Annotated in this window: 18 protein-coding genes; 10 read left to right on the top strand and 8 right to left on the bottom strand. The window is 62.6% G+C overall.

Translation table 11 applies throughout. The features are described from left to right. Positions 1 to 115 precede the first annotated feature (115 nt). Positions 116 to 964 (top strand): cyclic nucleotide-gated ion channel, encoded by an 849-nt coding sequence (locus tag I5M_RS29465; protein ID WP_376738673.1) that lies wholly within the window; start codon positions 116 to 118, stop codon positions 962 to 964. A gap of 5 nt (positions 965 to 969) precedes the next feature. On the opposite strand, the gene I5M_RS31765 is transcribed toward I5M_RS29465, so the two are convergent. Then, on the bottom strand, positions 970 to 1,281 hold the full coding sequence (locus I5M_RS31765; RefSeq protein WP_148287854.1) for a hypothetical protein: 312 nt from the start codon (positions 1,279 to 1,281) through the stop codon (positions 970 to 972). A 169-nt stretch (positions 1,282 to 1,450) separates the two neighbouring features. Between I5M_RS31765 and I5M_RS10220 the strand changes: the two genes are divergently transcribed. Further along, on the top strand, positions 1,451 to 3,556 hold the full coding sequence (locus I5M_RS10220) for a molybdopterin oxidoreductase family protein (RefSeq protein ID WP_022721318.1): 2,106 nt from the start codon (positions 1,451 to 1,453) through the stop codon (positions 3,554 to 3,556). Between the two features lie 510 nt (positions 3,557 to 4,066). Here I5M_RS10220 and I5M_RS10215 read toward each other — a convergent pair. Continuing rightward, entirely contained in the window at positions 4,067 to 4,330 is a 264-nt protein-coding gene (locus I5M_RS10215) for a hypothetical protein (protein WP_022721317.1), read from the bottom strand. Positions 4,331 to 4,690: 360 nt separating this feature from the next. Beyond that, the gene (locus I5M_RS10210) at positions 4,691 to 5,128 is read right to left on the bottom strand and encodes a hypothetical protein (protein ID WP_022721316.1); all 438 of its coding nucleotides are present in this window, start codon (positions 5,126 to 5,128) and stop codon (positions 4,691 to 4,693) included. Positions 5,129 to 5,280: 152 nt separating this feature from the next. On the opposite strand from I5M_RS10210, the gene I5M_RS10205 reads away from it, so the two are divergent. The 3 genes from I5M_RS10205 (at position 5,281) to I5M_RS10195 (ending at position 8,243) form a co-directional block, all read left to right on the top strand. Further along, a complete protein-coding gene (locus tag I5M_RS10205; protein ID WP_022721315.1) occupies positions 5,281 to 5,553 on the top strand; it encodes a hypothetical protein in 273 nt (90 codons plus the stop codon). A 173-nt stretch (positions 5,554 to 5,726) separates the two neighbouring features. Beyond that, positions 5,727 to 6,350, top strand: a complete 624-nt coding sequence (ureG, locus tag I5M_RS10200) for an urease accessory protein UreG (protein ID WP_031336008.1) — start codon at positions 5,727 to 5,729, stop codon at positions 6,348 to 6,350. 237 nt (positions 6,351 to 6,587) lie between these two features. Beyond that, positions 6,588 to 8,243, top strand: a complete 1,656-nt coding sequence (locus tag I5M_RS10195; protein WP_022721313.1) for an HWE histidine kinase domain-containing protein — start codon at positions 6,588 to 6,590, stop codon at positions 8,241 to 8,243. Positions 8,244 to 8,447: 204 nt separating this feature from the next. On the opposite strand, the gene I5M_RS10190 is transcribed toward I5M_RS10195, so the two are convergent. After that, positions 8,448 to 8,993, bottom strand: coding sequence for a sigma-70 family RNA polymerase sigma factor (locus I5M_RS10190; RefSeq protein WP_022721311.1), 546 nt, complete (start codon positions 8,991 to 8,993; stop codon positions 8,448 to 8,450). Further along, positions 8,993 to 9,208, bottom strand: a complete 216-nt coding sequence (locus tag I5M_RS10185) for a NepR family anti-sigma factor (protein ID WP_022721310.1) — start codon at positions 9,206 to 9,208, stop codon at positions 8,993 to 8,995. The genes I5M_RS10190 and I5M_RS10185 overlap by 1 nt, the downstream gene beginning before the upstream one ends. 229 nt (positions 9,209 to 9,437) lie before the next feature. On the opposite strand from I5M_RS10185, the gene I5M_RS10180 reads away from it, so the two are divergent. Then, positions 9,438 to 10,244: a response regulator gene (locus I5M_RS10180; RefSeq protein ID WP_022721309.1), complete on the top strand. Its 807-nt coding sequence runs from the start codon at positions 9,438 to 9,440 to the stop codon at positions 10,242 to 10,244. A gap of 373 nt (positions 10,245 to 10,617) precedes the next feature. Then, complete coding sequence (locus I5M_RS10175) at positions 10,618 to 11,046, top strand: hypothetical protein (RefSeq protein ID WP_031336007.1); 429 nt, start codon at positions 10,618 to 10,620, stop codon at positions 11,044 to 11,046. Between the two features lie 92 nt (positions 11,047 to 11,138). On the opposite strand, the gene I5M_RS10170 is transcribed toward I5M_RS10175, so the two are convergent. Next, a complete protein-coding gene (locus I5M_RS10170) occupies positions 11,139 to 12,239 on the bottom strand; it encodes an AI-2E family transporter (RefSeq protein WP_022721307.1) in 1,101 nt (366 codons plus the stop codon). Positions 12,240 to 12,462: 223 nt separating this feature from the next. Between I5M_RS10170 and I5M_RS10165 the strand changes: the two genes are divergently transcribed. The 3 genes from I5M_RS10165 (at position 12,463) to I5M_RS31760 (ending at position 14,208) form a co-directional block, all read left to right on the top strand. Beyond that, positions 12,463 to 13,257 carry a L,D-transpeptidase gene (locus I5M_RS10165; RefSeq protein ID WP_022721306.1) on the top strand — a complete coding sequence of 265 codons (795 nt, stop codon included), beginning with the start codon at positions 12,463 to 12,465 and terminating at the stop codon, positions 13,255 to 13,257. 21 nt (positions 13,258 to 13,278) lie between these two features. Beyond that, on the top strand, positions 13,279 to 13,941 hold the full coding sequence (locus tag I5M_RS10160; RefSeq protein ID WP_022721305.1) for a DUF2865 domain-containing protein: 663 nt from the start codon (positions 13,279 to 13,281) through the stop codon (positions 13,939 to 13,941). Between the two features lie 105 nt (positions 13,942 to 14,046). Next, the gene (locus I5M_RS31760; protein WP_022721304.1) at positions 14,047 to 14,208 is read left to right on the top strand and encodes a Thivi_2564 family membrane protein; all 162 of its coding nucleotides are present in this window, start codon (positions 14,047 to 14,049) and stop codon (positions 14,206 to 14,208) included. A gap of 356 nt (positions 14,209 to 14,564) precedes the next feature. On the opposite strand, the gene I5M_RS10150 is transcribed toward I5M_RS31760, so the two are convergent. Continuing rightward, positions 14,565 to 14,765: a CsbD family protein gene (locus tag I5M_RS10150; protein WP_022721303.1), complete on the bottom strand. Its 201-nt coding sequence runs from the start codon at positions 14,763 to 14,765 to the stop codon at positions 14,565 to 14,567. 204 nt (positions 14,766 to 14,969) lie between these two features. Beyond that, complete coding sequence (locus I5M_RS10145; RefSeq protein ID WP_022721302.1) at positions 14,970 to 17,144, bottom strand: malate synthase G; 2,175 nt, start codon at positions 17,142 to 17,144, stop codon at positions 14,970 to 14,972. Positions 17,145 to 17,152 lie beyond the last annotated feature (8 nt).

Below are 17,152 nucleotides of genomic sequence, written 5' to 3'. Positions count from 1 at the left end.
CAGATGAGCGCCTGGCGCGCATGCCTGGCCTATATGCTGAGCCCGCAAGGCATCGTGGACTGTCTGGCGGTGATGCCGCTGTGGGTCGCGATGCTCGGCTTCGACGACCCTGCGCGTGCTGATCATCCTTCGGGTGCTGCGGGTCTTGAAGTTCGCCCGCTATTCGTCGGGCATGCGCTCGCTGCTCGAAGTGCTGGAAGCCGAACGCCGCGCGCTGCTGGCCTGCCTGGTCATTCTCGGCTGCGCCACGCTGGTGTCGGCGACCGCGATGCATATCGCCGAAGGTCACGTTCAACCCGACAAGTTCGGCACCATCCCGGACGCGATGTGGTGGGCGATCGTGACGCTCAGCACCATCGGCTACGGTGACGTAGTGCCGGCCACTGGCATCGGCCGGATGATCGCTTCGGCTACGATTATCTGCGGCTTGATCATGATCGCACTGCCGGTCGGCATCGTCGCCACCGCGTTCTCCGACGTCATTCACCGCCGCGAATTCATCGTCAATTGGAGCATGGTGGCGCGGGTGCCGCTGTTTTCGCATCTGACTGCTGCCGATATCGCCCATATCATGCAGCTCTTGCAGGCGCGTCAGCTCGATCGCGGCGAGGTCATCTTCCGGCGCGGCGATCCGGCCACCGCGATGTACTTCATCGCCGAAGGCGACGTCGAGATCGAACTCGGACCGGAAGAGAGTGGCCGCCGCATCAGGCTCGGCGCCGGGCACTTCTTCGGCGAGGTTGCGGTGCTTAAAAGGGTCGAACGTTCGGCGACCGTCAAGGCGGTGTCGCGGCTGCGGTTGCTTGTGCTCGATGCTGCCGATCTGCGCGCACTGATCAGCCGTGAGCCGGGTATTGCCCGCAAGATCCGGCAGATCGCCGAGGGCCGCACCGGCCGTAACCTCAACCTGGAGATCGCCGATCTCGAAGGTCAGGACGAGGTCGACGAAAAGGAGACGGTGTAGACCGTTTATTCGGCCGCGAGCGACGTCTGCGGCGGTTCGTCGTCTTCGACAAACCGTTTGGGTTTGTAAGGGAAGCCGGTCGGGCTCGCCAGCCTGTCCTGAGCGGCAATGGCGGTCATCAGAATGGCGGCGGCGTCTGCGAACTTAGCCCCCGCATCCAGACCGAAGGCGCGACTGAACTCGTCCGGCATCACCTCGCGATTGCCGCTCGCCGCCCAAGCAGGCGCCCACCACCATGCGGCAGCCGGAGCGCGTTCGGCCTCGGGAACTGCTTTTCCAGCGCTCAAACTTCGCGAGCCAGCCGTTTCGAATTTCAAACCGCGCCGCGTGATCCATGGAGTCTTTCCAATTCGGGGTGGTGGCCCCCAATCCACAACCGGAAAGGAAAGTTGGTTTGCACCAAACGAATTGTTCCGTTGCTCGAGCATGAGGCCGTGCGGCGGGCGGCATTCTCAGGACCTGGTCTTCGTGGTATCGGGTTCTAGTATGAACCAGCGCACCGCCGTCGATATCCGCCACTCGACCTGTCCGCACGATTGCCCATCAGCCTGTGCGCTGGATATCGAGGTGATCGACCGTTCGACCATCGGCCGCGTGCGCGGCTCGAACCGCCAGAGCTACACGGCCGGAGTTGTCTGCGCCAAGGTCGCGCGCTACGCCGAGCGCGTCCATCATCCGGACCGTCTGCTTCATCCGCTGCGCCGAACAGGCCCGAAAGGCTCGGGTAGCTTTGCCCGGATCAGCTGGGAGGAAGCGTTGGACGAGATCGCGGCGCGTTTCAACGCTGCCGAGGCCGAGTTCGGCGCCGAATCCGTGTGGCCCTATCACTATGCGGGAACGATGGGGCTGGTGATGCGGGGCGGCGCCGACCGCCTCGCCAACGCCAAGAACTACTCACGGTTCTACTCGACGATCTGCTCCAATGTCGCCTGGACGGGCTATGCAGCCGGCGTCGGCAAGGTCGCGGGCGTCGATCCGCGCGAGATGGCTAAGTCGGATTTGATCGTGATCTGGGGCACCAATCCGGTGTCGACCCAGGTCAACGTCATGACCCACGCGGCTCGCGCCCGAAAAGAACGGGGCGCCAAGATCGCGGCCGTGGATATCTACGACAACGACACGATGAAGCAGGCCGATATTCGCATCATCCTGCGGCCCGGTACGGACGGTGCTTTTGCCTGCGGCGTGATGCATGTGCTGTTTCGCGACGGCCTCGCCGATCGCGCCTACCTGGCGCGGTATACGGATTGCCCGGACGATCTCGAGGCTCACCTGCAGTCCCGCACGCCCGAATGGGCCTCGGCGATTTGCGGTGTGCCGGTCACCGAGATCGAGGCTTTCGCGCATGCGGTCGGCCAGACGCCGCGCAGCTTCTTTCGGCTCGGTTACGGCTTCACCCGCAGCCGCAATGGCGCGGTGCAGATGCACGCGGCACTGTGCATTCCGGCCGTCACCGGCGCCTGGCAGCACGAGGGCGGCGGGGCGTTCTTCAACAACGGAGCGATCTTCGGGTTCGACAAGACGTTGATCGAAGGCCGCGACGCATTTTCGCCGACGAGCCGTCAGCTCGATCAGTCGAAGCTCGGCCGCATCCTCACTGGAGACGTCGAAGCCTTGTGCGGCGGTCCGCCCGTCAAGGCAATGCTGATCCAGAATACCAATCCGATGTCGGTGGCGCCCGAGCAGTCACTGGTGCATCAGGGATTTGCGCGCGAGGATCTGTTCGTCGCCGTACACGAGCAGTTTCTGACCGAGACCGCCCGGATGGCGGATATCGTTTTGCCGGCCACAATGTTTCTGGAGCACGACGATCTGTACTACGGCGGCGGCCATCAGCACATTTCGGTCGGTGCCGAGCTGATCGATCCGCCCGGCGAATGTCGCAACAATCACGAGGTGATCAGGACGCTGGCGCGGCGCCTTGGCGTCCAGCATGCTGCGTTCGACATGACGCCGCGCGAACTCATCGATGTCACGCTGAAGCAGAGCGGCCAAGGCGGCATCGAGGCGCTGGAAGCCGAGCTTTGGCGCGATCTGCAGCCGGATTTCCGCGCCTCGCACTTCCTCGACGGCTTCGCGCATCCTGACGGCAAATTCCACTTCCGGGTCGATTGGGACTGCGTCGATGTGCCGCGAAAAATCCTGTCGGGGCCGTGGCAGCAGATGCCGGAGTTGCCCGACCACTGGGCGGTGATCGAACAGGCCGATGCTCGTCATCCTTTCCGTCTCGCTACCAGCCCAGCGCGCAGCTTCCTAAATACCACTTTCAACGAAACGCCGTCTTCGCGCGCGCGGGAAGGTGTGCCGATGGTGCTGATCCATCCTTTGGACGCCGAGCAGCTGGGGCTGGCTGCGAATGAGGTCGTTGTCGTCGGTAATGACCGCGGCGAGACGGTCCTGACAGCCAAATTGTCCGAGGGCGTCCAACGCGGCGTGCTGATTGCCGAGAGCTTGTTTCCGAACGTGGCTCACCGGGGGGGCCGCGGCATCAACGTGCTCACCAGCGCGGATTCCATCGCGCCCCACGGCGGCGCGGCTTTCCACGACAACAAGGTTTGGCTGAGAAAGTCCGGCGTGGCGCCGGCCGGCTAGGTCCGAGCTGATTGTTGCTGCTAATCTTCGCCTGACATGGCGCGACTGATCAGTCGCGTGGACAAGCTGACGCACGATTACTGACCCGTATTGTCAAGTTATCGGAGCGGTTTGTATCCGCCGCGCTGCGTCCGTATCAGCACGGCATTTCCTTTCGCGGATATCATTCTCAGCCGCCGCCGGGGTCGCACGGCAGACGCCACGGCGCGATCGAAAGAGGCGTCAACTCGTGTCGAGCAGGCGCAAATCACCGCCTGAGCCCATCCGCAGCCGGGCATGACGGGTTCCTGACCTTGGGGAAACCCTCAGGTCGGACAGCCTGAGACACTGCGGTTCGTCGGCAAGCGAGTTGTAGTTCGAAAGTCGTTCTCTCTCCGATTAATCGGCGAAAGCGCTCTTGGACTGACGCGCCAACCAGGCACGCGAAAAGACCCCCGGCCCCGACGAAGTCGGGATCGGAGGCTTTCCGCAAACAAAAGATGCTGATTTTAGCGCGAGTTGCGCTTCAGCTCAGCGCTGATGGCCGAGGCCGATACCGAGCTTCAGCGCCTTCTGGCGCAGCGAACCAACGGTCCGCTTGGTCAGGCGGGCGATCTCCGAGACCGGAGTACGCGCCTTGGAGTGCGCACGCAGCTCCTTGATATCTTCCTTGGTGTATTCGCGGCGAGTGATTTTGCCCTTCTTGGCGGGCTTCGCAGCGGTCTTCGCTACGGTCTTCGCCTTCTTCGACTTCGCTGCAGTCTTTGCAGTCTTCGCTTTAGCTTTCTTGGCCACGCGCAAGCTCCTTTAGTGAAGCGCCCTTCTACTACACTCATTTCGTCGCGACAATTCTGAATTTCACAAAATCAGCAGGTCGCTGCCGCTCGGTTAGCATGAGTTTAAGCCGGTTAGTTGTGATTTTCTCGACAAACCTTGCCGACTGGTAATGAAAACAGGTGCCGAGATCGCTGTTCGGCGCCCTGATTGGTGCTGATCAGCATTGTTTTCGCGGCTGGAAGCGGTGATTCGTCACTACTGAGAGTGGATATCAGGTCAATTTCGCGCGATCGGACGGGAATAGGCCCTGCGATTGCAACCAAAGACGTAACACCGAGTACCGAAGAGCGGCCGTTTGAGGCTCGTCAATGCCCAATGCTAGGGCTTGGCTCGCTTGCTGAGCAGTTCGCGCGTGTGAGCCATCGTTTCGTCGAAGTAGCTCTCGCGGTCTTTCTTCAGCTTGAGCTGCAAATTCCGAAAGGCGGCTATTCGCCGGGCAATTTCGGCGCGCTCACTGCCGGCCGTGTTGGTAGCTGGGAGCGGCTCCGTTGGCCTTTGGTCGGCTTCTGACCGCTTCGATGACGGGGGCGCAGCGGCCCCGGTCGCCCGGATCTGATCCTGCGGCTCGACCTCAACTTCAGTTTGCTGGATTGTTTCCGAGGTGGACGGATCGGGCCGAAGCTTTGCGGCATCAGCATGGCGCGGTTGCGCCGGAGCGAATTCGCGCCCTTCCGAACCCGGCACGCTCTGGGCCGCTTCGACGTCGGACGAACGCTTGCTTCTGATCAGTTCGTTGTCCGGCAATTTCGTCGTCATCGCGTCCGCTCCAGCGATTCATATTGGGGGCGATGCCGCGGGCGTCAATCGAAATGCCGCTTTCGACTGCTCTGCGGTGGATAAACAGGCCCGATACTTGCGGGCATTGGCGGTAGCCGATAGCCAAGTTTACCAACACGGAGATAGGTCAAATGGCGAAGATCGATCTCGATGCGCTGAGCATCGAAGAGCTTGCGGCGCTGATCGATGCGGCGACCGAGAAGCTCGCCGACAAGGTGGCGACGCGGCAGGCAGAGCTCGAAGCCGAACTGGCCCAGCTTGCGCGGTATGGCAAGGTCGCCAAGAAGGGCACGACGGGCGAGGCCAAACCGAAGCGAGAGGCTTTGCCGAAAGATGCCACCAAGGATGTGACCAAAGATGTCGGTAAGGACGCCGACAAGGAGCCGGCGCCGAAAGCTGCTTGAGACGCTGGGGCTACCGGGTCACAAGGGCTTCCTTCAGTTGAGCGCCTGAGAGGCCTGGGCTACGGCGGCGCGGCTTGCAATCCCGCGCGGCATCGTCCTTATTCCCCGCAACCGCGCGGCCGCATCCGCTGTTTCGAGGCAGCAAGTCGGCCGCGCCAATAAGGGAGATGGCTATGTCTGCTGACCACGGCCCGCTTCGTGTCGGCATCGGAGGTCCGGTCGGTTCGGGCAAGACCGCGCTGATGGACCTGCTCTGCAAGTCGATGCGCGAGCGCTACGACATTGCAGCCATTACCAACGACATCTATACCAAATGGGACGCTGAGTTCCTCGTTCGCTCCGGTTCGCTGTCGCCCGATCGTATTGCCGGCGTCGAGACCGGCGGCTGCCCCCATACGGCGATCCGCGAAGACGCTTCGATGAATCTCGCCGCGGTGGCGGAAATGCGAGGAAAATTTCCGGGACTGGACCTGGTGCTGATTGAATCCGGGGGCGACAATCTGGCCGCGACATTCTCGCCCGAGCTCGCAGATCTGACCATCTACGTCATTGATGTCGCCGCCGGCGACAAGATTCCCTCGAAGGGCGGCCCCGGCATCACCCGGTCCGATCTCCTCGTGATCAACAAGATCGATCTCGCCCCCCATGTCGGCGCCTCGCTCGAGAAAATGGACACCGATGCGAAGCGGATGCGCGGCGAGCGGCCGTTCGTGATGACAAACCTCAAGAAGCAGGATGGTCTCGACCGCATCATCGGCTTCATTGAACAGAAGGGCGGTTTGACACCCCGCCATTAGGCGAACCTAGTGTGTTTACTCATCCCATTTCCTGGCATTTGAATTTATTCACGGAGGGCCGGAACCATTTTGCGGTTGATGGATTAGCTACTTCCGGTCGTCGCGCCGATGCCACATGAATGCGCGTGATGTCCGGTTCTCCGAAGGCTGGTATCGAGACCACGGTTGCCGCGCTTCCTTGCCGTCGACTGAAAAAGGGGCTTCCGGCGTTGTCCGTCTCTGTGACCGAGTAAGAGCGTGGTTCGGCTAGGCTTCATCATTGCGTTGGTGGCGACGGTGGGTCTGCTGCTATCGGGCTTGGCCGCTTACCGCGTCTACGAGCAGGAAGTCGCGATCGAGCGCATCGCCCTCGGCCGTGCCATCGACGTCAATGCCAGCCAGGTCCAGGATCGCCTGACAGAGCGTGAATTGCTCGGCCGTGTGGCCTCTGGCCTGTTCCGTACGCCTTCGGTCATTCGCGCCGACATGCTTCAGCCGCTGCGCTCATCGATCTATGCGTTCAAGACCGACTTTCTGGTCGCCAGCTGGGTAGCAAGACTGCACCCCACCGAGATCGATGCCGCCGAGCAGGAGCTCCGCAAGGCCGGTTTTTCCGACCCGGCCATCCGCGGCTCTGATGGCAAGCCTCTGGCTGCTGCCGCTCTCCAACAACCGGTCGACGTCGTTATGGATATCGAGCCGCGTAACGCCGAGACCATGGCCCTGCCGGGGCGCGCCATCGACGATCATTCGGCGCTCGGACCGATGATTGCCCGCGCATTGAAAACCGGCAAGCCGGAGGCGTCCGATCCATGGCGGCTGCAGCGGGCCAACGGGCCGTTGGCTGTGGCGTTGGCATCGCCCGTGGTGACCGCCGAGGGCGCCGAGCCCGTCGGCTTTATTACCTTCTCCTACGATCTGTCGGACTTGATGCTCGCCAACGACGATTTGGCGCTGTTCTCGGTCGCGCTGAAGGATCCGCGGCGGCCCGACGGCGAGCTCGTGGCACAGGACGGCGGCGATATCGTCGAGCGCGATGTGCCCAGGGAAGGCGTCACGCCGATCGTGACTCGAACAGTGACGTTCGGCGACCGCGACTGGTCGCTCGCCTACTACGCCAAGGTCAATCCGTATCGCCGCGGCGAGCAGATGGGCGCCATCGTGGCCGCGGTCGGCCTGGCGCTGACCGGCATCGTCTGCGGTCTGTTCGGCTACGTCGGCTACAGCAATCTCAGGCTGCGACGCGAAATTCAGATGCGCATCGGCTTCGAGCGCCGGCTGACGGCGGTGATCGACGAGCTCAATCACCGGGTGAAGAACATCCTGGCCGTGATCCAGTCGATCGTCACCCGGACGCTGCGCCACGGCGCAGATGTCGACGTGTCTCGTGAACTCTTGATCGGCCGCATCCATGCCATGTCGCATGTGGTGTCGTTGCTGACCGACAGCCAATGGCAGGGGGTGTTGCTACGCGGCCTGTTCGAGGCCCGCGCCATCCCGCATTCGGATCGGATCGTCGCCAGCGGCCCGGATATCGTGGTATCGGCGCGCGCGGCGCAGAGCCTGTCCCTGCTGTTCTTCGAGTTGGCCTCGCATTCGGACGAAGGTTTATCGCTGGTCGGCAAGCATCCGCATATCGTCGCCGGCTGGGAGATCGCCGGAGAGGGCGCGGCAGCGACCTTCAACTTCCGCTGGGAAGAGTTCAACACCAGCCCGGCGACGCGGCGGCCGGACAGCGAATTCGGCCAGATCCTGCTCGATCGTGTCGCGCCGGAAGCACTGGGTGGCAAGGCCAAGCGTTATTTCACCGACGCCAGCTACGTCTACGAACTCACCGCTCCGATGGAGACGGTGGTCGACGCCCGCGAAGCCAACCGCACCGGCCGGATTACCGAGCCGCTGAATCGGGGCTAAATCCAACCGCATCCATCGTCATTGCGTGGGGCGCAGCGACGAAGCAATCCAGCTCCGTGCACTGCGCTGGATCGCTTCGCGGAGCCTGTGCCGGACGGCGCAAGCGCCGATCCGGGTGCGCGGAATGACATTGAAATACTTCATTCCACAACAAAAACGGGCGGTCCTCGCGGACCGCCCGTTTCGTTATCTCGAGCTATCGGATCAGCCGTTGTTGCCAATCACCGCTCGCATCGTGTCGTCCGGGCCGAAGTCTTCGGCGCCGTCGACATAGAGCAGGGCCGACAGCTTGGAGCGCGCGCGGTTGACGCGGCTCTTGATGGTGCCGACGGCGCAGCCGCAGATGGCCGCCGCGTCTTCGTAAGAGAAGCCGGAGGCGCCCACCAGGATCAGCGCTTCACGCTGGTCCTGCGGCAGCTTGTCGAGCGCTGCACGGAATTCCTCGAACTCCAGATGCGCGTTCTGGCCAGGCTGTGACTTCAGCGTCTTGGCATAGCTGCCGTCCGCATCTTCCACCTCGCGTCGCCTTTTTCGATAGTCGGATCGAAACAGGTTACGCAGGATCGTGAACAGCCAGGCGGGCAGGTTCGAGCCGGGCTGAAACGAGTCGATATTGGCCAGGGCCCGGAGCAACGTCTCTTGCACCAGATCGTCGGCGCGGTCGCCATTGCCGGACAGCGAGATGGCGAACGCGCGCAGACTCGGCACAGCCGCCAGGATGTCGTCCCTGAGTTGGTCGGTGAGAGGCATTATTCCCTCCCTTCGGCTTCGTCGGCAGCGCGCGCTTGGGGAGCCTCGTCCAACTTCTTGATCAAATCGGCAAAACGATCCGGCACGCCCTGGCGCACGACGTCATCGTACATCGCGCGTAGTTGATGGCCGATCCTGGCCTGGATTTCGGAGTTGAGGCCTCCCTTCGCGCCTGGGGCCGACTTCTTCATGTTGCGAGCCTTGAATTCTTGCATGATTGATCCAATGTTTTCCCCATCGTCGAGTCCCCAGGCACCGAGGGTTTTCGCTGATATATGAAGGTTTTGTCTGGTCCTTTGGGAGCGTAATTCAGAACTCGCGCCATAGTTCCCGATCCGGATGGAACTTTTCCGAGGCTTCCGCGTAGGGCTTCTACGGGGCAACTATGCCTCAGATGAATCCGAGGCCGACCGGCCACGACGAAACGTCGAGAATGGAGTGGGGATGTCGAGATCACAGCTTGTTGCCGAGCATTTGCCGCTGCTGCGCCGCTATGCGCGCGCCCTGACCGGAAATCAGGCCTCGGGCGATGCCTATGTGGGGGCCATGCTGGAAGCGCTGCTGCAGGATCCGGCTTTGCTGGACGAGCGCCATGGGCCGCGCGCCGGCCTTTTCCGGCTTTTTACACAAATCTGGAATTCAGTCGCGCTGAACGACGACACCGAAGTGCGTAGCCTGCCGATGCCGTCGGAGCGTCGCCTGTCGGCGATTACTCCGTTACCGCGCCAGGCCTTCCTGTTGCTCTCCCTCGAGGGTTTCTCTGAGGAAGAAGTGGCCTATGTGCTGCAGGCCGACGTCGCCGAGGTGCGGCAGTTCGCAGATGCGGCCGGTCGCGAGATGGCCGAAGAGATCGCCACCGATGTTCTGATCATCGAGGACGAGACTTTCATTGCCATGGATCTCGAGAGTCTGGTCAAGAACCTCGGCCACAACGTCATCGGCGTCGCCCGGACGCACGCCGACGCCATCACTTTGGCACGGACCCGCAAGCCAGGCCTGATCCTGGCCGATATTCAGCTCGCCGACGGCAGCTCGGGCCTCGATGCGGTTAACGAGTTGCTACGAACCTTCGAAGTTCCGGTGGTGTTCATCACCGCCTATCCGGAGCGCTTCCTGACCGGCGAACGGCCGGAGCCCGCGTTTCTGATCTCGAAGCCTTTCCAGCCCGCGATGGTTTCGGCCGTGGCCAGTCAGGCTTTGTTCTTCCAACGCAATTCCCGCAATCGGACGCCCAACGCTGCGGCGTCCTGACGGCGCGCTGCATTGCAAACAAACACGCCGCCGGTCATTCCGGCGGCGTTGTTGTTTGGTCGTTCGCACAGCGAAATCGCCCCCAACTTGAAAAAATGTCCAAACAAGAACAGGGCTCTGCCGGCATCACCACGGCAGAGCCCTGTATCGCCGGCTAATTGGGGCAGGGGGGACTAACCGGCTCGGGCTAAACCCGAATGCTCAAAAAGCGTTCCAGCTTAGTCCTCAGTTTTTCGACACGTTGAGTTGATCGTTCGTTAGCGAACCAGAATTGACGCCCCGCGATTGATATGTGCGGCCCGCGACGGTGCCGCACAGGGAAGGCGGCGGAAAGCCGCGATGGACATTCATTCGGCAACAGCGGCGGTCAGTCATGTCTAAGATCGTGCAGGGATTTGTTGGAGCCGTAGCCGTCACCGGCGTGCTCAGTGCGGCCCAGTTCGCCTTCGGTGGTGATCTCGGGCAACTTTCCTCAGCTCAGAGCGCGACAAGGCAGACTGCCGTCCGGCAGGACGTCAACCGCGCCGCCAAGGCCGACCGGCCAGAAATCGTGCGGCCTTTGTCCGGCGGACATACGATTGCGGTCAATCTCATCGGCCAATCCGTCTTGGTACGCGTTTCGGACGGTCAGCCGGCGCAGTCCTCCGCGCCGCAGTCGGCGTCCCAAGAGCGTGCTCAGGATGGCGCGCCGCTGCTCAAGCCGGCGACCCTACAACGCAAGCCGACCGTCGCCTGCGAGCCGGTGGTTAGCGTCCTCACCGATGTTGCCAAGCAGCTCCAGCCCGGCCGCTGCGTGACCTGATCCGCCGCCAGCATCCAGTTTCGGAGCACCCGCCGCGAGGCGGGTGTTTTGTTTTGAGCTAGGTTTAAGTGAACTTGTCCGGCGATTACGCCTCAGTCGACCGGAAGATGCGGCCCCTCTTCAGGCAAGAGATGTTCTTTCAAGACCAGCGCTACGATCAGGAGCGGCGACGCCAGGAAGGCGCCCATCGGTCCCCACAGCCAGCTCCAGAAAGCGATGGCGATGAACACCGCCAGGATGTTGAGTTCCAGCCGCCGGCCGATGATCGCGGGCGTGACGAAATGGCCTTCGAGGAAGGTGAGGCAAATGAAGCCCAGCGGTGCCAGCAGGCCGGCGCCGAGTGTCGGCATGCTGACGATGCCGACCACTGTCAGCACGACGAACATCACGAACGGTCCGATGATCGGAATGAAATTCAGCGTCGCCGCCAATGCGCCCAGACCGGCCGGGCTCGGCATGCCGGCGAGCGCACAGATTAGACCGGTGGCCGCGCCGTAGCACAGGTTGATCATCGTCACCGTCAAGAGATAGGCGCCGAGGCTGGATTCGATCTCGTTGAGGATCTTGAGCGTCCGCAGCCGCGCGTCGCGGCCGGCGAAGACCATCACCAGCCGGTGGCGGAGATTTTTCCAGCTGGCGATGAACAACACCAGCGTCACCAGAAATAGCAGGATCTCCGTCAGCGTCGGCGTCACGAACTCGAAGGTCGGCTGCACCCAGTTTATTTTGGGCATCTGAATCGAATTGTCGGGAATAGACTCGGTCCCTCCGAGCGATCCTTGTAGCTGCCGCCAGAATCCCAACGCCCCGTCCAGGCCGTGGAGCTTCTGGCGCAGCAGCGGGCCGATCTCGCCGATGCGACCGGTCCATTCGATCAGCGGCGCCGAGATCAGGCCGATCATGAACGCGACGGTCGTTAGTCCGAACCCGACGATGAGGACGGCCGAAACGCCGCGCGGCACATGCCATCTTTCGAAGAAGCTCGCGGCGGGTGCCAACATCGTCCCGACGACGAACGCGGTGACGATCGGCAGGAAGAAGGGCTTCCCCACATAGAGGAAGCCGATCAGCGTGATGATCAGCAAAGCGACCAGCACGAAGGCGACGGCTTCGGTGCGGCGGATCAGCGGCGGCCGATCCTCCTTGCTACCCGGAAGCGGTGTGGCGGGAGGCTCGACGGGAAGAACGCGCACGGGCGAGCCTTTGCGAATGAACTGGCGCTGAGGGCTCTGAATAACACACGCCTGAGGTGTGCTTTCAGACTCGCGCGTCTAACCACGCGCGGCACGAAAAGTTCCCGCTTGGCGCGGGTTAAACCTCGTCGCCCTGGAGCGAGGCGGCGGAACGGATAGTAAGCGATCGCGTTTGTCAAGGGCCTGCAGGGAAGTAAATCATCGCAGGCGGGGACACCTCATCATGACCAAATCAGCGACGTTGTTGTATCGCACGACCGACTCCTGCTCGCAGCAGAAGCGCCGTGGAGCCAAGGCCGCGCTGTTCGTCGGCGCGGCTCTCTTGATCAGTGCAGCCTTCACCGGAGCCGCTTCTGCGCAGACCCTCGGCTATGCGGCGACGCCTGATAGCAGAATATTCAGCGCAGATGATCCGGCGATGGTAGCGCCCGATCAGGCGGCGCCGGATGATCGTGGCGCCGGGGTCGCCGACGAGGATACGTTGCTGCCGGATCGGCTGCGGCGCACCGTCGTTGCGTACGACTCGACGCAGCCGCCCGGCACCATCGTGATCGATACGGCTCACACCTATCTTTACTACATCCTGGGCGGCGGCCGCGCGTTGCGCTATGGCGTCGGCGTCGGCAGAGAGGGCTTCACCTGGGCCGGGACTCAGACCATCACCCGCAAGGCCGAATGGCCGGATTGGCATCCGCCGGCCGAGATGATTGCGCGCCAGCCTTATCTGCCGCGCTTCATGGCCGGGGGGCCCGGCAATCCGCTCGGCGCGCGCGCGATGTATCTCGGTTCGACCGAATATCGCATTCACGGCACCAACGATCCGACCACCATCGGCAAGTTTGTTTCGTCGGGCTGTATCCGATTGACCAACGAGGACGTCGAGGACCTGTTCAGCCGCGTCAACGTCGGCACTCGCGTGGTGGTGCTACCCAAGACCGCACCTCGCCAGATCGAAGCGCGAAGCAGTTCGTCGCACAGGATGAGCCGTCTGAACGTTTCGACGACGGCGATCGACTAAACCGTGGGGCCGAGGTCTGTCATGCGTGGATTCGTCAAGCCAGTCGCTATCTCCGCCGCGGCGATCGTCCTGGTCGCCGGTGCCGGCTCGGGCGCGCACGCGCAGGACTTCTTCTCGGCTCTGTTTGGCGGCTTCCAGGCGCCGCGTCCGAGTTACGCGCCAGCTTCGAACTACGATCGACCGCTCCCCTACGCGGATGACGGCTATAGTCAGTCTTCGCCACGGATGGCCCGCCCAGCGCCGACTCGGACCTATGCCAGCGGTCAGGCCTACTGTGTGCGCAGTTGCGATGGTCGCTACTTCCCGATTTCCGCCACCGGAGATGCGTCGAAGGCAGAGACCTGCAACAATCTCTGCCCGTCGGGCGACACCAAGGTCGTCTATGGCAGTACAATCGATAGTGCTCGCACGACGACCGGAAAGCTCTATTCAGAATTGCCGAATGCATTCAAGTACCGCACCGAAATCGTGGCCGGCTGCACCTGCAACGGCAAGGACGCGTTCGGTCTCGCCAAGATCGATGTCGATAACGATCCGACCTTGCGTAAAGGCGACATCGTTGCCGGCAAGGACGGTCTGATGGTTGCGGGCGTCAACAGACGCAGCGGCGATCTGGCTTTCTCTCCGGCACCGCAGAACATCCGCGCCGCCTACGAGAAGGTGCGGGTGGTGGCCCGGGAGTAATCTTCCCGTCGACCCCTGAGAGTTGAGGGGCCGCGTTCCCCCGATGGAACTCTACGACACGTGCCGTGTTGATGTGGAACCAACCACACAGCCTGGGGGAATAAGATGTCGCTTCTGATCGGTATTCTTATCACGTTTCTGGTCGTCATTCTCGTGTTGTACTTGATCAACATGCTGCCGCTCGACGGCCGCGCCAAGCAGATCGCGCGCGTCGTGGTGATCATCATCGGCATCATCTCGCTGCTGAAATATCTGGCGGTGTTCTGAGGATAGCGGCGTCATTGCGAGGATCGAAGCGACGAAGCAATTCAGTTCGATGCACCGAGCTGGATTGCTTCGCTGAACTTGCAATAACGAATTTTGCTGACGTAACCCGCCATTTGTAATGCGTCATCCTGAGGAGCTCATCGGGCCGCGCGAAGCGCGGCTCGATGAGCCTCGAAGGATGGGCCGCGAGGAAGTAAAGAACTCTCCACGAGGAGCAGTCATCCTTCGAGGCTCGCTGCGCTCGCACCTCAGGATGACGGGCAGGGTCTGTAGCGACACGACGAGGCTAAGCTTCTCACAAGAAAAAGCCCCGGCTCGCGCCGGGGCTTCGTTGCAACCCTGAGCAGCCGATCTGCTCACTTCAGCGTCTTGAACCAATCGTCGACATCGCTGCGGACCTGGTCCTTGGCGTAGCCGTAGCGCTCCTGGAGCTTGCCTTCGAGCTGGTCGCGGCGGCCGTCGATCGCGGTCAGGTCGTCGTCGGTGAGCTTGCCCCACTTCTCTTTGACGTTGCCCTTGAACTGTTTCCAGTTGCCTTCGACGCGATTCCAATCCATGTGAAAGTCCTCCGTTGTCGATGTCCTTCCAACGGACCTCAAAGTGCAATGTTCCTGTGCGGACTGCGGCAAGCGGTCACTTGCAAAGCGAGGCAAGTAACGAACTACCAACGCAAAAAGGCCCCTCTGAAGGGGCCTTTCGCTTCGTCGGTTACTATCCAATGACAGCTGGATGACGCGGTGCGCCGCGGGCGGTGCAGCAGATCAGCGCAGATCCTGCAGGTGCGCCGCCTTCGCTTCGCGGCGGCGTTCGTGCAGGATGTACTCGGTGTAGCCATTGGGCTGAGTGCGGCCCTTGAAGATCAGGTCGCAGGCCGCTTCGAACGCGACGCCGTCGAAGTCCGGCGCCATCGGGCGATACAGCGCATCGCCTTCGTTCTGCTTGTCGACCACCACGGCCATCCGCTTCAGCGACTCCAGCACCTGCTCCTTGGTGACGACGCCGTGATGCAGCCAGTTGGCGAGATGCTGGCTGGAGATGCGCAGCGTGGCGCGGTCTTCCATCAGGCCGACATCGTGGATGTCCGGCACCTTGGAGCAGCCGACGCCCTGGTCGATCCAGCGCACCACGTAGCCCAAAATGCCCTGGCAGTTGTTGTCGATCTCCTGGCGGACATCGTCCGGCGCCCAGTTCGAGTTCGACACCGGAATGGTGAGGATGTCCTCGAGCTTGGCGCGCGGCCCGCCCTTGGCGAGCTCCTGCTGCCGCGCGATCACGTCGACCTGGTGATAGTGCAGGGCGTGCAGCGTCGCGGCGGTCGGCGACGGCACCCAGGCGGTGGTGGCGCCGGCCTGCGGGTGGCCGATCTTCTGCGTCAGCATGTCGGCCATCTTGTCGGGGGCCGCCCACATGCCCTTGCCGATCTGGGCATGGCCGGGCAGGCCGTCGACCAGACCGGTGTCGACGTTCCAGTCCTCGTAGGCCTTGATCCAGGGCTGCGCCTTCATCTCGTTCTTGCGGATCATCGGCCCCGCTTCCATCGAGGTGTGGATCTCGTCGCCGGTGCGGTCGAGGAAGCCGGTGTTGATGAAGCAGATCCGCTTCGACGCATTCTGGATGCAGGCCTTGAGGTTCACCGTGGTGCGGCGCTCCTCGTCCATGATGCCGACCTTCAGGGTGTTTTCCTTCAGGCTGAGCAGCTTCTCGACGCGGGCGAACAACTCGCAGGTCAGCGCCACTTCGTCCGGGCCGTGCATCTTCGGCTTGACGATGTAGACCGAGCCGGTGCGGCTGTTGCGCGTCGTACCGAGATGCTTGAGGTCGTGGATCGCCAGCAGGCCCGAGATCGCGGCGTCCAGGAAGCCTTCCGGGATTTCCTGGCCGTCGCTGTCCAGCACCGCGTCGGTCCACATGTGATGACCGACGTTGCGGATCAGCAGCAGGCTGCGGCCGTGCAGAGTGAGCTCGCCGCCATTCGGCGCGGTATAGGTGCGGTCGCCGTTGAGCGCGCGGGTGACGGTTTTGCCACCCTTCTCGAAGCTCTCCGACAGCGTGCCGTCCATCAGGCCGAGCGTGTTACGATAGATCAGCACCTTGTCCTCGGCGTCGACCGCCGCGACCGAGTCTTCCATGTCGAGGATGGTCGAGACCGCGGACTCGATGATCAGGTCGGCGACGCCGGCCGCATCGTCCTTGCCGATGGCGCTGTTGCGGTCGATCTTGATCTCGATGTGCAGGCCGTTGTTGACCACCAGCACCGCGCTCGGCGACGCGGCGTCGCCCTTGTAGCCGGCGAACTGATCGGCCTTCTTCAGTGCGGTGGCGTCGCCGCTCTTCAGCTTGGCGGAGAGTTCGCCGGCGATCACCGAATAAGCGGTGACGTCGCTGTGGCTGCCGGCGGCGAGCGGCGCGGCCGCATCGAGAAACGCCTTGGCTTTGGCGATCACCTTGGCGCCGCGTGCCTTGTCGTAACCCTTGGCTTCGGTCGCCTCATGCGGGATCGCGTCGGTGCCGTAGAACGCGTCGTACAGCGAACCCCAGCGCGCGTTGGCGGCGTTCAGCGCGTAGCGCGCGTTCGACAGCGGCACCACCAGCTGCGGGCCGCACAGTTTGCCGATTTCCTCGTCGACATCGGCGGTCTCGACCGGCGCCGTCTTCGGCTCGGGCTGCAGATAGCCGATCTCCTTCAGGAAGGCCGTGTAGGCGGCCATGTCCTGCTTCTTGCCCTTGTTGGCGAGATGCCAGGCGTCGATCTTGGCCTGCAGGTCGTCGCGGTGCTTGAGCAGCGCGCGGGTCTTCGGCGCCAGGTCGCGGACGATCGCGGCGAGCCCGGCCCAGAAGGCGTCGGGGGCGATGCCGGTTTTGGGCGCGGCCTCCTTGGCGACGAAGTCGAACAGGACAGGCGCAATTTTCAAGCCGTGGGCGTCGATACGCTTCATTTTTGATG

The sequence above is a fragment of the Rhodopseudomonas sp. B29 genome (assembly GCF_000333455.1).
Taxonomy (GTDB): domain Bacteria; phylum Pseudomonadota; class Alphaproteobacteria; order Rhizobiales; family Xanthobacteraceae; genus Rhodopseudomonas.
This window is presented reverse-complemented; position numbering and strand designations above follow the sequence as displayed.